Source organism: Brevundimonas sp. Leaf280 (assembly GCF_001422455.1).
GTDB lineage: Bacteria > Pseudomonadota > Alphaproteobacteria > Caulobacterales > Caulobacteraceae > Brevundimonas.
Map to the genome: position 1 here is coordinate 249,484 of NZ_LMNC01000004.1, position 17,357 is coordinate 266,840.

20 protein-coding genes are annotated in these 17,357 nt (G+C 65.6%); 12 read left to right on the forward strand and 8 right to left on the reverse strand.

From position 1 onward, the window contains the following. On the forward strand, positions 1-978 hold the full coding sequence (locus tag ASF31_RS09420; protein WP_055754399.1) for a type II secretion system F family protein: 978 nt from the start codon (positions 1-3) through the stop codon (positions 976-978). Positions 979-988: 10 nt separating this feature from the next. Then, positions 989-1,966: a type II secretion system F family protein gene (locus ASF31_RS09425; protein ID WP_055754400.1), complete on the forward strand. Its 978-nt coding sequence runs from the start codon at positions 989-991 to the stop codon at positions 1,964-1,966. Here the strand turns inward: ASF31_RS09425 and ASF31_RS09430 are convergent. After that, positions 1,963-2,403: an SRPBCC domain-containing protein gene (locus ASF31_RS09430; RefSeq protein ID WP_055754401.1), complete on the reverse strand. Its 441-nt coding sequence runs from the start codon at positions 2,401-2,403 to the stop codon at positions 1,963-1,965. The genes ASF31_RS09425 and ASF31_RS09430 overlap by 4 nt on opposite strands. Positions 2,404-2,449: 46 nt before the next feature. Continuing rightward, complete coding sequence (locus tag ASF31_RS09435; RefSeq protein ID WP_055754402.1) at positions 2,450-2,806, reverse strand: hypothetical protein; 357 nt, start codon at positions 2,804-2,806, stop codon at positions 2,450-2,452. Between the two features lie 90 nt (positions 2,807-2,896). Here ASF31_RS09435 and ASF31_RS09440 point away from each other — a divergent pair, with 90 nt between their 5' ends. Further along, positions 2,897-4,198, forward strand: a complete 1,302-nt coding sequence (locus ASF31_RS09440; protein ID WP_055754403.1) for an amidohydrolase — start codon at positions 2,897-2,899, stop codon at positions 4,196-4,198. A gap of 121 nt (positions 4,199-4,319) precedes the next feature. Here ASF31_RS09440 and ASF31_RS14300 read toward each other — a convergent pair whose 3' ends face one another. Next, complete coding sequence (locus ASF31_RS14300; RefSeq protein WP_082465100.1) at positions 4,320-5,132, reverse strand: DnaJ domain-containing protein; 813 nt, start codon at positions 5,130-5,132, stop codon at positions 4,320-4,322. Positions 5,133-5,189: 57 nt separating this feature from the next. Here ASF31_RS14300 and ASF31_RS14955 point away from each other — a divergent pair, with 57 nt between their 5' ends. Further along, the gene (locus ASF31_RS14955) at positions 5,190-5,450 is read left to right on the forward strand and encodes a DUF4236 domain-containing protein (RefSeq protein ID WP_162233956.1); all 261 of its coding nucleotides are present in this window, start codon (positions 5,190-5,192) and stop codon (positions 5,448-5,450) included. Here the strand turns inward: ASF31_RS14955 and ASF31_RS09450 are convergent. After that, on the reverse strand, positions 5,421-6,068 hold the full coding sequence (locus tag ASF31_RS09450) for a hypothetical protein (protein WP_055754405.1): 648 nt from the start codon (positions 6,066-6,068) through the stop codon (positions 5,421-5,423). The genes ASF31_RS14955 and ASF31_RS09450 overlap by 30 nt on opposite strands. Positions 6,069-6,427: 359 nt before the next feature. Next, complete coding sequence (gene dapE, locus ASF31_RS09455) at positions 6,428-7,615, reverse strand: succinyl-diaminopimelate desuccinylase (RefSeq protein ID WP_055754406.1); 1,188 nt, start codon at positions 7,613-7,615, stop codon at positions 6,428-6,430. Between the two features lie 42 nt (positions 7,616-7,657). Here dapE and ASF31_RS09460 point away from each other — a divergent pair, with 42 nt between their 5' ends. Together ASF31_RS09460 and ASF31_RS09465 are read left to right on the forward strand one after the other, a co-directional pair. Then, a complete protein-coding gene (locus ASF31_RS09460; protein WP_055754407.1) occupies positions 7,658-8,134 on the forward strand; it encodes a cupin domain-containing protein in 477 nt (158 codons plus the stop codon). 11 nt (positions 8,135-8,145) lie between these two features. After that, positions 8,146-9,435, forward strand: a complete 1,290-nt coding sequence (locus ASF31_RS09465) for an MFS transporter (protein ID WP_369814639.1) — start codon at positions 8,146-8,148, stop codon at positions 9,433-9,435. Positions 9,436-9,597: 162 nt separating this feature from the next. Here ASF31_RS09465 and ASF31_RS09470 read toward each other — a convergent pair whose 3' ends face one another. Beyond that, positions 9,598-10,623: a 2'-deoxycytidine 5'-triphosphate deaminase gene (locus tag ASF31_RS09470; RefSeq protein WP_055754408.1), complete on the reverse strand. Its 1,026-nt coding sequence runs from the start codon at positions 10,621-10,623 to the stop codon at positions 9,598-9,600. Positions 10,624-10,704: 81 nt separating this feature from the next. On the opposite strand from ASF31_RS09470, the gene apaG reads away from it, so the two are divergent. Beyond that, positions 10,705-11,112, forward strand: a complete 408-nt coding sequence (apaG, locus tag ASF31_RS09475) for a Co2+/Mg2+ efflux protein ApaG (RefSeq protein WP_055754409.1) — start codon at positions 10,705-10,707, stop codon at positions 11,110-11,112. Positions 11,113-11,327: 215 nt separating this feature from the next. Here apaG and ASF31_RS09480 read toward each other — a convergent pair whose 3' ends face one another. Beyond that, positions 11,328-11,864 (reverse strand): GcrA family cell cycle regulator, encoded by a 537-nt coding sequence (locus ASF31_RS09480; protein WP_017506617.1) that lies wholly within the window; start codon positions 11,862-11,864, stop codon positions 11,328-11,330. Between the two features lie 298 nt (positions 11,865-12,162). Here ASF31_RS09480 and ASF31_RS09485 point away from each other — a divergent pair, with 298 nt between their 5' ends. From ASF31_RS09485 to ASF31_RS09505, 5 genes are all read left to right on the forward strand, one after another. Then, a complete protein-coding gene (locus ASF31_RS09485) occupies positions 12,163-12,993 on the forward strand; it encodes an ABC transporter permease (protein ID WP_055754410.1) in 831 nt (276 codons plus the stop codon). Between the two features lie 42 nt (positions 12,994-13,035). Then, positions 13,036-14,040, forward strand: a complete 1,005-nt coding sequence (locus ASF31_RS09490) for a M28 family metallopeptidase (protein ID WP_055754411.1) — start codon at positions 13,036-13,038, stop codon at positions 14,038-14,040. 120 nt (positions 14,041-14,160) lie between these two features. Continuing rightward, a complete protein-coding gene (locus ASF31_RS09495) occupies positions 14,161-15,354 on the forward strand; it encodes an aspartate aminotransferase family protein (RefSeq protein WP_255353562.1) in 1,194 nt (397 codons plus the stop codon). Then, a complete protein-coding gene (gene argF / locus ASF31_RS09500; RefSeq protein WP_055754413.1) occupies positions 15,354-16,268 on the forward strand; it encodes an ornithine carbamoyltransferase in 915 nt (304 codons plus the stop codon). Before ASF31_RS09495 ends, argF begins: the two co-directional genes overlap by 1 nt. A gap of 20 nt (positions 16,269-16,288) precedes the next feature. Next, on the forward strand, positions 16,289-16,741 hold the full coding sequence (locus ASF31_RS09505) for a hypothetical protein (protein ID WP_156355989.1): 453 nt from the start codon (positions 16,289-16,291) through the stop codon (positions 16,739-16,741). Positions 16,742-16,805: 64 nt separating this feature from the next. Here ASF31_RS09505 and ASF31_RS09510 read toward each other — a convergent pair whose 3' ends face one another. Then, positions 16,806-17,303, reverse strand: a complete 498-nt coding sequence (locus ASF31_RS09510; RefSeq protein ID WP_055754415.1) for a pyridoxamine 5'-phosphate oxidase family protein — start codon at positions 17,301-17,303, stop codon at positions 16,806-16,808. Positions 17,304-17,357: the final 54 nt, after the last annotated feature.

Genomic DNA, 17,357 nt, shown 5'->3' on the forward strand with positions numbered 1-17,357 from the left:
ATGCTTCCGATACTCGCCGCCGTTCTGGCCTTCATCACCATCGGCGGACTGGGCTGGGTCTTCGTCGGCGGAGACGATTCGTCGGCCCAGGCCGTCAAGCGCGCCCAGAGCATGGGCGAGGGCAAGAAGAACCCTGCGCTTGCCCGCAAGGCGGCCGCCGCCAATACGCCCGAGGCGCGTCGCAAGCAGATTCTGGTTCAGCTTCAGGATGCCGACCGCCGCGAGCGCAAGGCGCGCACAACCCTGGCGTCGCGCCTGAAACAGGCAGGCCTGAGTTTGAGCGTGACGACCTTCTACATCATCTCAGCCGTGGTCGGGCTCGCGACCGGCCTGGGCGCGCTGATCTTCGGTTTGCCGATCCTGGTGGTCGTCGGTATCGCGCTGATCTTCGGTCTTGGCCTGCCGCGTTGGGTCGTGGGCTTCCTCGGAAAGTCGCGGATGAAGAAGTTCTCGCTGGAGTTTCCCAACGCCGTCGATGTGATCGTGCGCGGCATCAAGTCGGGCCTGCCGGTCCACGAATGTTTCAAGATCATCGCCCGCGAGAGTCCGGCTCCGCTTGGGCCCGAATTCCAGACATTGGTCGAGGGCCTGGGCGTCGGCCTGACCCTGGAGCAGGCGTTGGAGAAGATGTACGGCCGGATGCCGACCTCGGAATTGCGCTTCTTCACCATCGTCATCGCCATCCAGCAGAAGACCGGCGGCAACCTGGCCGAGGCGCTGGGCAATCTGTCGGCCGTGCTGCGCGCCCGTCGGATGATGGGCGAGAAGATCAAGGCGCTGTCGTCCGAAGCGCTGGCGTCGGCCGGCATCATCGCCTCCCTGCCGCCTGCGGTCATGACGATGGTCATGTTCACGACGCCTGGCTACATGATGCCGCTGTTCACCGACTTCCGCGGCAACTTCCTCTTGCTGATCGCGGCCGTCCTGATGTCGACCGGCATCTTCGTGATGAAGCGCATGATCTCGTTCAAGTTCTGAGGCCGGGGTCATGGAAAGCTTCATCCGCTTCATCACCGATCCGCAGAACCTGCTCAGCATCGGCGTGGGCGTGCTGGTGTTCGCCACCGTCATCACCCTGATGTCGTCGATGACGGGAGGGGTTGCGCTGGACAAGCGCATGAAGGCCGTCGCCGAACGCCGTGACGACCTGAAACGCCGGTCGCGGGCGAACATGGCCGGCGGTCAGGGCGCGCTACGTCACACTGATGACGGCTTCAAGAAGCGGATCGTGGATCGGCTGAACCTCAGCAAGCTGCTGGAAGATCCAAAGGTCGCGGGTCAGATGGCCCAGGCCGGCTATCGCGGACCGCGGCCGCTGACGACCTTCTACTTCTTCCGCTTCGCCTCGCCCTTCATCTTCATGATCGTGGCGGCCTTCTACATGTTCGTCATCAAGGTCGTGGACTGGCCCACGATGAACAAGGTGACGGCGACGATGGCGGCGGCGGTCGCGGGCTTCTATGCGCCGAACCTTTATCTGAAGAACCGGATCGACAAGCGTCGTACCTCGATCATGCAGGCGTTTCCTGACGCGCTGGACCTGCTGCTGATCTGCGTCGAAGCCGGCATGTCCATCGAGGCGGCGATCGCCAAGGTCAGTCAGGAAATGGGGCCTTCGTCGATCGATCTGGCCGAGGAGCTGTCGCTGCTCTCGGCCGAGCTGTCGTATCTTCCGGACCGTCGCATGGCCTATGAAAACCTAGGCAAGCGCACCAACCACCCGGGCGTGAAGTCGGTGGCGACGGCCATGACCCAGGCCGAAACCTATGGCACGCCGCTGGCCACCGCTCTGCGTGTGATGGCCAAGGAAAATCGCGAGCTGCGCATGTCCGCTGCGGAGAAGAAGGCGGCGGCTCTGCCGGCCAAGCTGACCGTGCCGATGATCCTGTTCTTCCTGCCGGTGCTGTTCGTCGTCATTCTGGGACCGGCGATCCTGAACGTCATGGACATGATGAAGGGCGGCTAAGCTGCTCCAGCTTCCGCCGCCGCCTTCAGACCCTCGGCGGCGCTTTCCAGCGCCTTCTTCATCGCCGGGCGGTGCTTGTCATGGAACAGCTCGCCGCGAATGCCTGAAAAGCGGATGCCGATGGCGACGATGCAGTTGCCGGGCGCCAACTCCTCGATCTGGATATAGCGCAGGCTTTGGAACAGGAAGCCGCGCCGTTCGGCCCAGACCAGCCGAGCGCGCGGTTGCCATTCCACCACCTGGGCGGCCGACTGGCGCTCTGCCATGTCCGGCCACGCCTCGGTCATGGTCAGACGGCCGCCATAGGCGATGGCGCCCTCGACGTCCTTGTCGATCGGGTTCCAGGCGCCCCAGCCAGACAGGTCCGCGACCAGATCCCAGATGCGATCCGAGGTCGCCTGAACGCCGACGCGTTTTTCGATGCGAGTGTCATCCATGGTTTCGCTCTGACACGGCTGGCCGCCGGAAGAAAGGCGCCGAGCCTCAGTCGGCCGCTTCGATCCGCTTCAACCGCCGTCCGTCGTCCAGCGCCAGCCGCGTCTTGACCTCGAACAGATCGGCGCCGGCCGGAATGATCAGCAGCTTCTTGGGCTGGGCCGTGTTGACGGCGACGACGGCGCCCTTTGGACAGATATCGAAACAGTCGGCGCCGACGACCGTCAGCTCGCCCTTGCGACCCTGTTTGCCCTTCTTCAGGTGCAGATATTTTCGCAGCGCCTTCTTCAACGTCAGATCGCCGCCGGGGCCGAAGCCGCCGTTCAGCTTTTTCGAACATTTGCGGCAGACCAGAACGACGTCGCGCCATTCGGTCTTTGCGCTCTTGAAGGCCTTCTCACCCATGCGGACAGAAATCGGCGTTCGCGACCGCTTGCACAAGCGGGTGCGGCGCCGTCACCTGTCGTCGGGCTGAAAATTTCACGGGACCTTCACATGCGCCGATTGTTCGCCGCCTCCACACTGGCGCTGCTGCTTGCCGCCGGCGCCGCTCAGGCTCAGGTCGATACGGCCAGCGTGGACGCCGCCGTGCAGCGCGTCATGCCCGAGGTCGTCGCGTGGCGGCGCGACTTTCACCAGCATCCCGAACTGGGCTTCGCCGAGACTCGCTCGGCCGGCGTGATCACCGACCATCTGCGATCGCTGGGGCTGGAGGTCCGCACCGGGGTCGGCAAGACGGGCGTGATCGGCATATTGCGTGGCGCACGGCCGGGGCGGGTCGTCGCCCTGCGCGCCGACATGGACGCCCTGCCGGTGCAGGAGGCGACCGGCCTGGCCTTCGCCTCGACCGCGACCGGGACATACATGGGCAATACGGTTCCGGTGGCCCACGCCTGCGGCCACGACATGCATATGGCCATGCTGATGGGGGCGGCCGAGGTCCTGGCCGGGATGAAGAACCAGATCGCCGGCACGGTGGTCTTCGTCTTCCAGCCGGCCGAGGAGGGCGCGCCTCCGGGAGAGCCCAAGGGCGGGGCGGCCCTGATGATCGCCGAAGGGGCGCTGAACGATCCGAAGCCCGAGGCCATCTTTGGCCTGCACGTCGTGCCGGGCCGTCCGGGCAGCGTCTTCTATCGGCCGGAAGGGTTCATGGCCGCCTCGGACCGCGTGGATATCCGCCTGAAGGGCAAGCAGACGCACGGCGCCTGGCCATGGCGCGGGGTCGATGTGATCGCTGTGGCGGGCCAGGTGGTCGAGACGGTCAACACGCTGACGGCGCGCACGGTCGATCCGACCACGACCCCGACCGTCTTCACCATCGCGACGATCAACGCCGGCGTCCGCTACAACATCATCCCCGACAGCGCGACGCTGTCAGGCACGCTGCGCACCTTCGATACGGCCCAGCGCGACGCCCTGGTCGCCCGCGCCGAGACCGCCATCGACCACGTCGCCGAGGCCTACGGCGCCACCGCCGAGTTCGGCGTCAAACAGAACGCGGCCCTGGTGTTCAACGACCCCGGCCTGTCCGCCTTGCTGGCCCCGGTTTTGACCGAGGCGGCGGGCGAGGGGAACGTCAACCCCGCCACGCCCCCGACCACGGTGGCCGAGGACTTCAGCTATTTCCAGCAGGTCATCCCCGGCGTCTTCTACCATCTCGGGGCCAGTCCCGACGGCGTCGACCCCGCGACCTCCGCGCCCAACCATTCGCCGGAATTTTCACCGAACGAGAAGGTCTTGCCGCTGGGGGTGAAGACGCACGTCCTGACGGCGCTGCGGTTCCTGGAGCGGAGTTGAGTCGCCCGCCACCTGTCTCCTCCCCGCCTGGCGGGGAGGTGGCGCGGCGCTTCTTCAGCGGCGTGACGGAGGGGCTCTTGCCCCGGACTCGGTGCGGCGGACAGCCTCGGCTAGTTTGACTTTAATACAACCCCGTTAGATCGTCGGCCTCGATCTCCCTGACCCTCTGATCAAAAGCGGCAATCAGCCGGTCCTTGTCCGCAGGCAAGGCATCTTGACGGCTCAGCCATACCGTCTGCGCCTCCTGCAACCGCGTTGGGTCCGATGACTTGGCCAGCTGAACATTGAACGCCTCGTCGACACGCCTCCTAGCTCGACTGACGGTAGGGTCTGCGCAAACGAGATAAGTGACCGCACCTACTGACGAGGCGCAGGGATCCTCTACAGCAGCGACTTCCTCTTGCGCCGAGGCCCCCAGCCCCGCCTGTTCGACCTTTCGCGTCTGACTGGGCTCGCGCCTAGTCTGCGTCTCATCGGCGCTGACAGCGTCCGGCAGCGCATCCGACTGCGAAGCTTTGGGCGTTGGCGCGCGCGGCTGCATCAACGAGCCGATTGCGCCGCCACCGACCAATACTGACAAGCCTATGAAGAAGAGATGAGCCCAATTCCCGCGCGACGCCGCTGACGAGGCCACTGTGGCCGATGTTGCTGTCGGGGGTGGGGGCGTCGGCTGAGGCGCCCGCCAGTCTGGAGTGTCTGGTTCTGTCCAGTCTGGTTTTGCCTCAGCATCAAGTGTCCGGTCATAACGGGCGCGGGACCCAGGATCTTTCAAAACATCAAATGCGGCATTGATGGCTTTGGCCCGTTCAGATGCGGCGGGGTCGTTCTGCATCTTGTCCGGGTGATAGCGCTTCATCAGCGCGCGCCAAGCGACTTCTATGACCACATCTTCAGCGTCACGACTGACATTGAGGACGGCGTAGTGATCAGTCATGATTTCACTCTAGGCTGAAGCCTGGCAGGATCTGGCCGAACGGTTAGGGAGGCGGGCGTGCGATTAAATTTCTTTCGTCGATTTCGAATCGTGCCAGGCCTCTGGCTCAACCTTTCTAAACGAAGCATCTCCGCCACCGTCGGCGTTCGAGGGCTTAAGGCGACGATCGGCTCGCGCGGTAAACAGATCACCGGCGGACTGCCCGGCACCGGCCTTTCGGCGACTAAAGTGATGCGGAAAAGGACCAAGCCGGCAGACGATACAGGCCGACGGCTGTTGGAGAAGGCGCTACGCGGCAAGGGACGCTCTCGCCGTTGAGCGGGTGATCAACAAGACAACGACTGCGCACGCTATTGCCGTAAGGCTGGCCGCTAGTCTGGAGGCGGCATCTTGACCCGTTCCGAATAAAAGCGCCGCGGGTTGCAAGCTTCCATCTTGGACGGCAACCATGATCACGAATGCGACGACAAAGCTGATGATGCCCGCACGCGCCCCGACCACCCCGGCCCGTGCATTCAGCCAAGCATCCATACGACCACCTAGGCGCGAATAGATTGCCTCCCGCTGCGCCATGGCAGAGGACTGACGCAGAAGGCCGTCCTGAAGCACCATGTTCAAATTTCTGGCGGCATATTTCCTCTCGTCGAACATGCCGTCTGCACGTGTGACGAGGCCTGCGGCCAGACCAGACTGAATGGTTCTCTGTACCGCCACATCGGCGTCCTCGAGCTGTCGGTCGGCCCACAGAAGTTCGGCCTGCTCCTGCGGGGTCAGCACCTCATGCACGGATCGAGCGCCGCGATGTCCGAGGGCACGGAGTTCAGCGATGATGCACCAGCAGGCCAAAGCGAGCGGACCTATCACCGCCAGAATGGCGATCAGAATGAGGATGCCGAAACAACCTGCCTCAGCCCCAGTCGACTTACGCCTCGCCATGCTTCCCCCGACGCATCTCAGCTCTCGGTTGCACCAGCTTCACCATCGTCGTCAATGGTAGTGGAGGCTGACTAGGTGTGGTCCTGATCGCATCGGCACAGATCGAAAGCTTGCGTAGATGCCGCTACGAACCAGCTTTCCATCCTAATTCTTCAACCAAACCCCAGCTTTTTCCGCCCTCTACCGCCCGCAAACGCCCCTAACCCATCACGCCCCAAAACCGTGCGATACTCTCCGTTCGGTCTTTGACAACCCAGTCCCCACACACCCCACGCCCCCGGCTCACCGCGCGCAAAATAGACAAATTAGACGGAATAGACTCTCTTTTTTCATAGGGGATCGAGTCTATTTCCCCGGCTTTACAGCCGCTCAAACACCGTCTCGATCACCCGGCGATACATCGCCGTCAGCGTCTCCAGCTCCGCCGTCGGCACGCGTTCGTCGATCTGGTGCATGGTCTGGCCGACCAGGCCCAGTTCCAGCACCGGGCACAGGGCGCGGATGAAGCGGGCGTCGGAGGTGCCGCCGGTGGTGGAGGCTTCGGGGCGGCGGCCCGCCACGGCCTCGACCGCGTCCTGAACCGCCGCGACGAAGGCGCCCGGCTCGGTCAGGAAGGCCTCGCCCGAGCAAAGGTGCTCCAGGGTGATCTGAAGTCCGGTCTCGGCCTGCATGGCCCCGGCCTCGCGGTTCAGCCAGTCGATCAGGGCGTCGCCGGTGTGGCTGGGGTTGAAGCGGATGTTCAGCCGCGCCGTCGCCTGGGCCGGGGTGATGTTGGTGGCCGGATTGCCGATGTCGATGGTGGTGATTTCGAGGTTCGACGGGGGGAAGTTCTCGTAGCCTTCATCCAGAACATGATCGTTCAGACGGGCCATCAGCTTCGCGATCACCGGGGCCGGGTTGGCGGCGCGCTCGGGATAGGCGACGTGGCCCTGTTTGCCGTGGACGGTGATCCAGGTGTTCAACGAGCCGCGCCGCCCGACCTTGATCATGTCGCCCAGCTGTTGCGACGACGAGGGTTCGCCGACGACGCAGGCGTCGATGACCTCGCCCTCGGCGGCCAGGGCCTCGACCACCCGTTTGGTGCCGTGCAGGGCGGGGCCTTCCTCGTCGCCGGTGATCAGGAAGGAGAGGGAGCCAGCGGGCTCGCCCTCAGCCAGCACCTGGGACACGGCGGCGACCCAGGCGGCGATCCCGCCCTTCATGTCCACCGCGCCGCGACCGTACAGGACGCCGTCCTTGACCTCGGCGTTGAAGGGTTGCGACGACCACTGATCCGACGGGCCGGTCGGGACCACATCCGTATGGCCGGCGAAACAGAGGTTGGGCGAGGCGGTCCCGCGCCGCGCATACAGGTTCTCGATCCGCGCATGGACGCCCTCGCCGCCCGGTCCCTCGAAGGCCAGGCGGCGGCAGGTGAAGCCCAGCGCCGTCAGATGCCGCTCCAGCACATCCATCGCCCCTTCGTCGGCGGGGGTGACGGACGGAATGCGGATCAGGTCGCGGGTCAGTTCGACAGGATCGATAACGGGAGTTGATGCGCGGCTCATGCGGCTATGCTTTACGGAAATCGTGCGGAGGCGAGAAGGCCCATGCCCAAGATCGACATCGACAGCGCGCCGACGACGAACGGCACCACCTATCCCGAGGAATACGCCGGCCCGTGCAAGCCGCGTCGCCGCTGGCGGCTGGGCGATGCGGCGGGGTTGAGCCAGTTCGGCGTCAACCTGCTGCGCCTGCCCGACGGCGCCTGGTCCAGCCAGCGCCACTGGCATGCCGAAGAGGACGAGTTCGTCATGGTGGTCGAGGGCGAGGTGGTGCTGATCGAGGACGACGGCGAGACGGTTCTGCGCGCCGGCGACTGCGCCGGGTTCAAGGCTGGCGTGCCGAACGGCCATAGGCTGGAGAACCGATCCGGCCGCGAGGCGGTTCTGCTGGAAGTCGGCACACGCAGCCCGACGATCACCCCCGCCGACTATCCCGACATCGACATGGTGCTGCACGCCGGCGTCGACGGCTATTTCCACCGCGACGGCTCGCCCTATCCGAAATACCCAAGAAGAACGTGACCACAGAATCCATAGCTGCCGGCCCCGCCGCCCCGCCCGTTCCGCCGTCTCCATCATCTGGGGGGCCAGAAGGCCCGTCCAGCCCGTGGGGCATTCGCGACTTCCGTCTGTTGTGGTTCGGCCGCGTGGTGGCGGTGCTGGCGATCCAGATTCAGTCGTCGGCCCTGTTGTGGCAGGTCTATGAGATCGCGCGTCGGGATCATCCGATCGAGGAGGCCAGCCTGTATCTGGGCCTGGTCGGCCTGTGTCAGTTCCTGCCGCTGCTGGCCTTCACCCTGCCGGCCGGGGCCATGGCGGATCGGCGCGATCGCAAGCGCACGGTGTGGATATCCATCCTGGTCGAGGCGGCCTGTGCCGGGTCGTTCCTCGCCATGGCCCTGCACGGAAATCCGCCCCTGTGGGGACTGCTGGCGGTCGCGGCCCTGTTCGGCGCGGCGAGAGCCTTCCTGGCGCCGGCCAGCCAGGCCTTCCTGCCGATGGTGGTGGGACGCAAGGCCCTGCCGCCGGCCATCGCCGCCCAGTCCATCGCCTTCCAGACCGGGGCCATCGCCGGCCCGGCCCTGGGCGGGGTGATCGTGGGGGTGAACGTGCCCCTGGCCTATGCGGTGTCGCTGGGCATGTTCCTGCTGGCTGTCGCGGCCTTCATCCTGATCCGCACCAGCGGCAAGCCCGCGCCCCAGGCCAATCCGCTGTCGCCGGTGGATTCGGTCAAGGAGGGGCTGGCCTATGTCTGGAAGACCAAGATCGTGCTGGGCGCCATCTCACTGGATCTGGTGGTGGTGCTGCTGGCGGGCGTGGCCCTGCTGACGCCGATCTTCGCGCGCGACATCCTGCATGTCGGACCGCAAGGGTTCGGCCTGCTGCGGGCGTCGTTCGGCGTGGGGGCCATGGTCATGGCCATCTATCTGAGCCGCTATCCGATCCGTCAGAACGGCGGGCGCTGGATGTTCGCGGCGGTGGCGGTGTTCGGCCTGTGCACCATCATCTTCGGCCTGTCGCGCATCGTCTGGCTGTCGGGCCTGGCGCTGTTCATCGGCGGGGCGGCGGACATGATCAGCGTCAATGTGCGCCAGACCCTGATCCAGCTGGCCACGCCCGATCACATGCGCGGGCGGGTGTCGTCGGTATCCATGCTGTTCATCGGCGCCTCGAACGAACTAGGCGAGGCCTATTCCGGCGTCATGGTCCGGCTGCTGGGTGCGGTCGGCGCGGCGGTGTTCGGCGGGTTCGGCGCGCTGGCCGCGACCGGGGCCTGGGCGACGATGTTCCCGGGGCTGAGGAAGGCGGACAAACTGACGTGACGATCGCGTCTCCTCCCCACAAAGTGGGGAGGGGGCGGCGCAGCGGTGGAGGGGCTCTTAAAGTCCCGCAGGCTCTAGCGATGCGGTAAAAAGCCCCTCCGTCTCTCCGCTGCGCTACGAGCCACCTCCCCATCAGATGGGGAGGAGACGGTCAGAGCCGACTCACCACGCCTTGAAATGCTTCGACAGTTTCAGGCCCTGGTTCTGATAGTGGCTGCCGCTTTCGCCATACAGGCGGCTGGGGCGTTCGGTCAGGGGTTCGTAGACCAGGCGGGCGACGATCTGGCCGTGTTCCAGCAGGAAGGGGGTGTCGTGGGTGCGGACTTCCAGCACGCCTTTCGAACCCGCGCCATGCGCCTCGTCGGTGCCGAAGCCGGGGTCGAAGAAGCCGGCGTAGTGGACGCGGAACTCGCCGACCGATGGGTCGATGGGGGTCATTTCGGCGGCCTGATCAACGGGAATTTCCACGTCGTCGGACGAGGCCAGGATGTAGAACTCGCCCGGATCCAGCAGCAGCTCGCCGCGACGCAAGGACAGCGGCTCCCAGAAGTCGCGCGGGTCGTGGCCGTCGATGTGGTCCAGATCGACCACGCCGGCATGGCGACGGCCGCGGAAGCCAACGATATCGCCGCCCTGCAGGTCCACGCCGACGCTGCGCGTCTCCAGCTTGGGCGGATCGCCGGCCTTGAGGCGCAGCTGGTTCAGGCGCGTGCCGGGACGGACCAGGATGGAGAAGGTCTGGGGCGCGACCTCCATATAGAGGGGGCCGTCATAGCCTTCGGCGACGTCATCGAAGCTGGCGCCCTGATCCGTCAGCAGACGCACGAAGACGTCAACGCGGCCGGTCGAGCTTTTCGGATTGGCGCGGGCGATCAGGCCCTGGGGCAGTTTCAGCCGCTCCTGGAGGCGCACGATATAGACGCAGCCCTTTTCCAGCACGACGCCGGCCTCGGTGATCTCGATGGCGTGCATGGCCACGTCGGCGATGCGGTCCTCGACCTTGCGCCGGCCGGGGAGGAAGGAGGCGCGCACGCGCCAGGCCTGATCCGACAGCCTCAGGTCCAGGCTGGCCGGCTGGACCTGGTCGTGGTCGAAGGGCGTGTCGGACGTGACGGCGCCGGCGGCGATCAACGTCTCGATGGACTGGGCGGGCAGGATGCCGGGACGGGGCGCTTGGAAGGAGCTCATGGCGTCTGTCTCACACGGTTTTCACGACTTGTCTCCAAGTCGCGCTTGCAGCCCGCGCGCGGCGGGGCGAGCATATAGCCCATGCACGATGGTCCTGCCTATACCGCCGAGACGAACGGAATCCTGATCCGGGTGCGGCCCAGCTATCTGGCGGGCCAGTCCGATCCAGACGAAGGCCGCTGGGTCTGGGCCTACCAGATCGAGATCGTGAACCTGACGGGATCGACGGTGCAGCTGATGGCGCGTCGCTGGACCATCACCGACGGCCACGGCCATATCGAAGAGGTGCGCGGCCCGGGTGTCGTCGGCGAACAGCCGGTGATCGAACCGGGCGGCAGCTACGCCTACGCCTCGGGCTGTCCGCTGGGCACCGACAGCGGCTCGATGGTGGGCGCCTATTATATGACGGATGCGGATGGGCGCAGTTTCGAGGCGCAGATTCCGGCGTTCTCGTTGGATACGCCGGATGCGCGGCGGGTGCTGAACTGATCGAAGGGCGGATGGGGCTGCGTCAACCCGGATGAACCGCAGCCCCGCCCCTGAAGTCTCGCCGGCCGCTTGCGCGAACCGGCGAGGGGGAAGTCGGCTCCATAAGGAGCATCTTTTTGGCGCTACGTTCGCGACGCGGTCGCTCGCGACTTGAGCGCAGTCGTGCGCCCTGCGCGAAGCGCCGCGCTCAAGCAGCGCGAAGCGCGGTAGCGCCCTTAGATGTAACGACGCAGGCTGCGGGCCAGGTCGGAACCGCTTTCCTTGGAGCCGCGACGGACTTGCGGTTGGTAGGCGACACGGGCGTGTTCGACGCAATAGACGCCTTCCGACGAGCGGCGGCCGCAGAAGCTGAACTCGCGCGACGACGGATCGCCGATCGGCCATTTGCACATGTGGGCGCCTAACGTCATCACGGTCGCCGTGCCCGGCAGGTCCGGGATCGGGGCGGGGACGGGCGCGGCGGGTTCGACCGGCTTGGGCTGGACGGCTTCCAGACGGCGCGGGGCCGAAGGTTGCTGCGCCGGAGCGGCCGGCGCCGGACGCGGACGCGCGGTGCGGAAGGTCGCGGCGACGGTGCGCGCCGGTTGCGACGGGGCGGCCCGGCCCGACAGGCCCAGACGGTGCACCTTGCCGATCACGGCGTTGCGGGTGACCCCGCCGCCCAGTTGTTTGGCGATCTGGCTCGCGGACTGGCCCTCAAGCCAGAGCTTCTTTAGCGCGCCTACGCGGTCGTCGGTCCAGCCTGCGGTCATGCCACCCTCCAGCGAGTTTGGATTCAATATCTAGGTCCAGGCTCCCCCTCCGGGGTCTTGACCTACAACTAATCGTAAACCAGCCGTTAAGAGACGCAAGATGTGCGAATCATCCTGTCCACAGAAACCAGATATTGAATCATCGTTAAGGTTAAGGCGAAGTGGTGAGTGGTGAGTGGTGAGTGGTGAGTGGTGAGTTGGGTCCTGGGTCCCTGCTGCGCCCTTCGGAAGTCACGATTCACCATTCACCAGTCACCCGGCCTTGCGTAGCAAGTCCTCAAAGCGCATCTGGCGGGCCATGACCGATACGCCCGATCTGATCTCCACCCGGCCTGCCGGCCTGCCGCAGCCGCGTCGCTATCCGGGGATCAATTGGATCGGGGTGCAGACCCTGTATCTGCGCGAGGTGCGGCGCTTCTGGAAGGTGGGCGCCCAGACGGTGGCGGCGCCGGTGGTCACGACGCTGCTCTATATGCTGGTGTTCGTGGTGGCGCTTCAGAACGCGCGGCCGCCGCTGCACGGCACGCCGTTCGCCCTGTTCGTCGCGCCCGGCCTGATCATGATGGCCATGTTGAACAACGCTTTCGCCAACGCTTCGTCCAGCCTGATCCAGGCCAAGATCATGGGTACCGCGACCGATTTCCTGACCCCGCCGCTCAGCCCGCTGGAGCTGACGCTGGGCTTTACGCTAGGCGCCGCGACGCGTGGGCTGGCGGTCGGTCTGGTGACGGCGATCTGCGTGCTGCCGTTCGCGCCTTTGGGTCTCGCCAACATCTTCGCCATCGTCTGGTTCGCCCTGGCCGCCTGTTTCATCATGGGCATGACCGGGGTGCTGGCGGGGCTGTGGAGCGAGAAGTTTGACCACCTGTCGGCGGTCCAGAACTTCATCGTCATGCCGATGACCTTCCTGTCGGGGACCTTCTATCTGGTCGAGAATCTGCCCGAGCCGTTCCGGGCGCTGAGCCGCTACAACCCCTTCTTCTATCTGATCGACGGCTTCCGCTACGGGTTCATCGGCCATGCCGAGAGCAATCTGACGGTCGGCGTCATAGGGTCGGCCGTGCTGATGGCCGTCATGGGCGTGGTCTGCTGGCTGGTGTTCCGCTCGGGCTGGCGTCTTAAGAGCTAGATCGCTACCTGTTGCGGATCGCTCCCCCGAGAGGTCCGCTTCATGCTGTTTCGTTCGCTCGTCGCCGCCACGGCCCTGTTCGCCGCCACATCCGCTTTTGGGCCCGCCTTCGCTCAGGAAGCGACGCCCCAAGCCGGCGACCGCCCCGACATCGCCGCCGGCGCCGCCCAGTTCATCAAGCCCACCAACGCAGAGCGGACCCAGGTCCTGGTCGGTTTCCTGACGACGCTGGGCTTCACGCCCGAAATTCAGACGTTCGAAGGCGGCAACCAGGCCACCGGCCCGATGGAAGGCGCCAATGTCGTCGTCACGGTGGGCGAGGGCGACAAGGACATCGTTCTGACCGCCCACTATGATGCGGTGAAGCTGCGCGACGGCACGCTGTCCCAGGGCATCGTCGACAACGTCGGCTCGGTCATGGCGATGATGGAGGCGGCCAAGACGCTGGACATGGCGCTGGAAGGTCAGCCGGTCGCCCACCGCTTCGTCTTCGTCTTCACCGACCAGGAAGAGCTGGGCCTTCTGGGCGCCAAGGCCTTCCTTGAGAAACACGGCAAGGACCGGATCGCCGCCGTCATCAACGCCGATGTCGCCGCCTATGGCCAGACGGTCATGTATGGCGAGAACAATGGGCCGCAGTCGGCCTTCGTGCTGGAGACGCTGCGCGGCCTGTGCGCCGAACGCGGCTTCGACTGCATGCCCTATCCGACCTATCCGCCCAGCGACGACCGCGCCTTCTCGGCCGCGGGCGTGCCGGTGGTGTCGATGGGCACTCAGGATGCGGTCGGCGCCCACCAGATGTGGCTGGCCTTCAACGGCGGCAAGGACAACGGCCTGAAGGAAGGCTTCGTCCCGCCCGTCTTCCAGCGCATCCACTCGACCGAGGACAAGCTGTCGTATCTGAAGGGCGTCGACGTCGCTCGCTTCGGCCTGTTCATCGCCGACCTGGGCTTGGCGCTGGACAAAAAGCTGGTCGAAATCCAGGCCAAGGATGCGGCCGTCGCCGCCGAAACCGCGCCGGCGACCTCGGCGCCCTCCGAACAGTAGAACCCCTGCGGAGCGACGGTGTTGACTAAGACCCGCGCGCGTCCGACAACGCCTGACCGTATTGATCCGGCTCCGTCGCGCTCGCGCCGGGGCCGTCTCGCTTTTGGAGGTCTTGGTCCCGTGTCCACTGAACATCTGATGGGTGTCTACAATCGCGCGCCGCTGGAAGTGGAACGCGGCCGAGGCGCGCGTCTGTGGGCGACCGACGGGACCGAATATCTCGACTGCGTCGCCGGCATCTCGACCAACGGCCTGGGCCACGCCCACCCCGAACTGGTCCAGGCGGTCAAGGATCAGGCCGAGAAGCTGTGGCACGTCTCCAACATCTTCCGCATTCCGGGTCAGGAAGCCCTGGCTGACGCCTTGTGCGAATCCAGCTTCGCCGACGTGGTGTTCTTCACCAACTCGGGTACCGAAGCCGTCGAATGCGCGCTGAAGACGGCGCGCAAATATCACTCGGCCAATGGCGCGCCTGAGCGGATCGACATCTACGGCTTCGACGGCTCGTTCCACGGTCGGACCTATGGCGCGATCAACGCCGCCGCCAACCCCAGCTATACCGAGGGCTTCGGCCCGCCGATGCAGGGCTTCCACCAGCTGAAGTGGGGCGACCACGAGGCGATCAAGGCCGCCATCGCCAACCCCACGACCGCCGCCATCATCGTCGAACCCGTGCAGGGCGAGGGCGGCTGCCGCGCCATGCCCGAACAGTGCCTGCGGGGGCTGCGCGACCTATGCGACGAACACGGCGTCCTGATCATCTTTGACGAGGTCCAGTGCGGCATGGGCCGGACCGGCAAGCTGTGGGCCCATGAATGGGCGGGCATGGCGCCGGACATCATGGCTGTGGCCAAGGCCCTGGGCGGGGGCTTCCCCATCGGCGCCTGCCTGGCCTCGGCCAAGGCGGCCAAGGGGATGACGGTCGGCGTTCACGGCTCGACCTTCGGCGGCAACCCACTGGCCATGGCCGTGGGCCAGAAGGCGCTGAGCCTGATCAACAGCCCCGAGACGCTGAACAACGTCAACGAGGTTGCCGGCTATCTGAAGCAGCAGTTCGCGGGCCTTCAGGAACGCTTCCCCGATGTGATCGCCGACGTGCGCGGCAAGGGCCTTCTGATCGGCATCAAGATGGTGCCGAACAATCGCGAGTTCATGGCCCTGGCGCGCGACACGCAGCAGCTGCTGATCGCCGGCGGGGGCGACAACTGCGTGCGGCTGTTGCCGCCGTTGAACCTGACGCTGGACGAGGCCCGCGAAGCCGTGGCCCGTTTCGAGGCGGCCTGCGAGGTCGCCCGCGAAAAGCTGGCGGCCTGATGGTCCGGCACTTCCTCGACATCCACCGGCTGGACGCGGCGGATCTGCGCGCCATCCTGGACGACGCCCACGCCCGCAAGGCCGCCCGCAAGGGCTGGCCCCAAGGTCGCGCCGACGCCGATGCGCCGGGCGAGGACCGCGTTCTGGCGATGATCTTCGAGAAGAACTCGACCCGCACGCGGTTCAGCTTCGACGCGGCGATCCGCCAGCTGGGCGGCTCGTCCATCATCGCTACGGCCTCGGACATGCAGCTGGGGCGCGGGGAGCCGGTGGAGGACACCGCCCGCGTCCTGTCGCGCATGGTGGATGCGGTGATGATCCGCGCCAACGATCACGAGGATGTCGAGCGGTTCGCCCGCGTCTCGACCGTGCCGGTCGTCAACGGCCTGACCGACCGGTCGCATCCGTGCCAGATCCTGGCCGATCTGCAGACGATCGAGGAGCATCGTGGACCAATCGCCGGCAAGACGATCGCCTGGATCGGCGACGGCAACAACGTCTGCCACAGCTTCATGCACGCGGCGCCCAAGTTCGGCTTTCATCTGAACGTCGCCTGCCCGGCGGAATACCACCCGGACCTTCGCGACTTGGCCAAGGGCGGCGACGCCGTCACCCTGACCAGCGATCCGCGCGAGGCGGTCAAGGGCGCCGACGTCGTCGTCACCGACACCTGGGTCTCCATGGGGGATCAGGACTATGAGGCGCGCTTGGCGGCGTTCGAACATTACGGCGTCGACGAAGCCCTTATGGATCTCGCCGATCCCGAAGCGGTCTTCCTGCATTGCCTTCCCGCCCACCGTGGCGAGGAAGTCACCGACGCCGTCATCGACGGGCCGCGCTCTCTGGTCTGGGACGAGGCCGAAAACCGCATCCACGCCCAGAAGGCCGTTTTGGCCTGGTGCTTCGGGGGATGACATTGGAGGACTGGAAGGCGATGTCGACCGCGTCGCGCTTCTGGTTTGTCGTTGTAATGCTTCTGGCTGTTTCGGTCGGCGCCTTCGCGCTCTTCACCGCGGCGGCGCCGACGCTTGATCCGGGCAAGTTCTTTTATGAAGCCGTCACCGTTGAAGGTCGCGTCGGCATATCGTCTTACAAAGGGCTGCCGGTGCTCGTGATCACTGACAGAGAGGGCCGCAATCACGCGTCGCGATGCAACCCTTATGATCGTGACCAGGCCTGCGTTGATTTGGCGCTGGTCAGAGGGCTGCGCCAAGGCCAGCAGGTCAACGTCGGATTTATAAGAGCCAAGTTCTGGCCGTCAGCTGACGACGCGATCGTCCGCTTGGCCTCGAACGATCATGTTTTTCTGGAGTGTGCCGATCGGCTCGATGCGTTGGGAGTGGACCGCTCGCGAATATCCGGGGTCGAGCGGATATCTGGCTGCTGACAGTAAAAAGCCGGGGATCGCTCCCCGGCTTTTCCAGATCACGACAGATTAGTAATCAGTCTTCTTACAGCTTCACGTCCGACACGCCGCCGACATCCGGGATGCTCTTGGTCAGGTTGGCCTTCAGGACTTCGTAGCCGAAGCCGAGCGCGCCCTTGTCGGACACCCAGACGCGGCCGTCGTCGGCGTCGAAGCGGACGAGGGTCAGGTGGGCGTCGTCCTTGCCGTCCGGGTACCAGGCGGCGACGACCGGGTTCCAGTATTTCTCGATGCGGCTGCGGTCCTGATCGATGGCCAGGCGGCCGTGGATGCAGGCCTGAACCTTGCCGTCCTTGGCCTGGTAGCAGAACATGCCGTTCTGGCCGCCGCCGGCGACGTCATGGGCAAAATCGGTGTCGTCGCGGGTGAAGAACCAGATGGTGCCCGTCTCGTCCTCGCCGAAACCGGTCATGGGTTGGTGGTGATAGCCGGGGCGATCGATGCCCAGCATGCCGGTGTTGGACTCCTTCAGGCTTTTCCAGAATTCCTTCTCGGCCTCGGCGGGGGTCAGTTTGTCGGACACGCGATCTCTCCTTAAGTGGTTCGCAAGGTTCAACCGACCGGCCCCAATCGGGTT

Bases quoted from the DNA above. Each gene is read 5' to 3' on its own strand.
- ASF31_RS09470 (WP_055754408.1), bottom strand. From the start codon at position 10,623: ATGAGCTCCTTCCAAGCGCCCCGTCCCGGCATCCTGCCCGCCCAGTCC.
- ASF31_RS09460 (WP_055754407.1), top strand. From the start codon at position 7,658: ATGCCCAAGATCGACATCGACAGCGCGCCGACGACGAACGGCACCACC.
- ASF31_RS09505 (WP_156355989.1), top strand. From the start codon at position 16,289: ATGTCGACCGCGTCGCGCTTCTGGTTTGTCGTTGTAATGCTTCTGGCT.
- ASF31_RS09440 (WP_055754403.1), top strand. From the start codon at position 2,897: ATGCGCCGATTGTTCGCCGCCTCCACACTGGCGCTGCTGCTTGCCGCC.
- ASF31_RS09425 (WP_055754400.1), top strand. From the start codon at position 989: ATGGAAAGCTTCATCCGCTTCATCACCGATCCGCAGAACCTGCTCAGC.
- ASF31_RS09450 (WP_055754405.1), bottom strand. From the start codon at position 6,068: ATGGCGAGGCGTAAGTCGACTGGGGCTGAGGCAGGTTGTTTCGGCATC.
- ASF31_RS09480 (WP_017506617.1), bottom strand. From the start codon at position 11,864: ATGACCGCAGGCTGGACCGACGACCGCGTAGGCGCGCTAAAGAAGCTC.
- argF (WP_055754413.1), top strand. From the start codon at position 15,354: ATGGTCCGGCACTTCCTCGACATCCACCGGCTGGACGCGGCGGATCTG.
- apaG (WP_055754409.1), top strand. From the start codon at position 10,705: ATGCACGATGGTCCTGCCTATACCGCCGAGACGAACGGAATCCTGATC.
- dapE (WP_055754406.1), bottom strand. From the start codon at position 7,615: ATGAGCCGCGCATCAACTCCCGTTATCGATCCTGTCGAACTGACCCGC.
- ASF31_RS09485 (WP_055754410.1), top strand. From the start codon at position 12,163: ATGACCGATACGCCCGATCTGATCTCCACCCGGCCTGCCGGCCTGCCG.
- ASF31_RS09435 (WP_055754402.1), bottom strand. From the start codon at position 2,806: ATGGGTGAGAAGGCCTTCAAGAGCGCAAAGACCGAATGGCGCGACGTC.
- ASF31_RS14300 (WP_082465100.1), bottom strand. From the start codon at position 5,132: ATGACTGATCACTACGCCGTCCTCAATGTCAGTCGTGACGCTGAAGAT.
- ASF31_RS09490 (WP_055754411.1), top strand. From the start codon at position 13,036: ATGCTGTTTCGTTCGCTCGTCGCCGCCACGGCCCTGTTCGCCGCCACA.
- ASF31_RS09420 (WP_055754399.1), top strand. From the start codon at position 1: ATGCTTCCGATACTCGCCGCCGTTCTGGCCTTCATCACCATCGGCGGA.
- ASF31_RS09430 (WP_055754401.1), bottom strand. From the start codon at position 2,403: ATGGATGACACTCGCATCGAAAAACGCGTCGGCGTTCAGGCGACCTCG.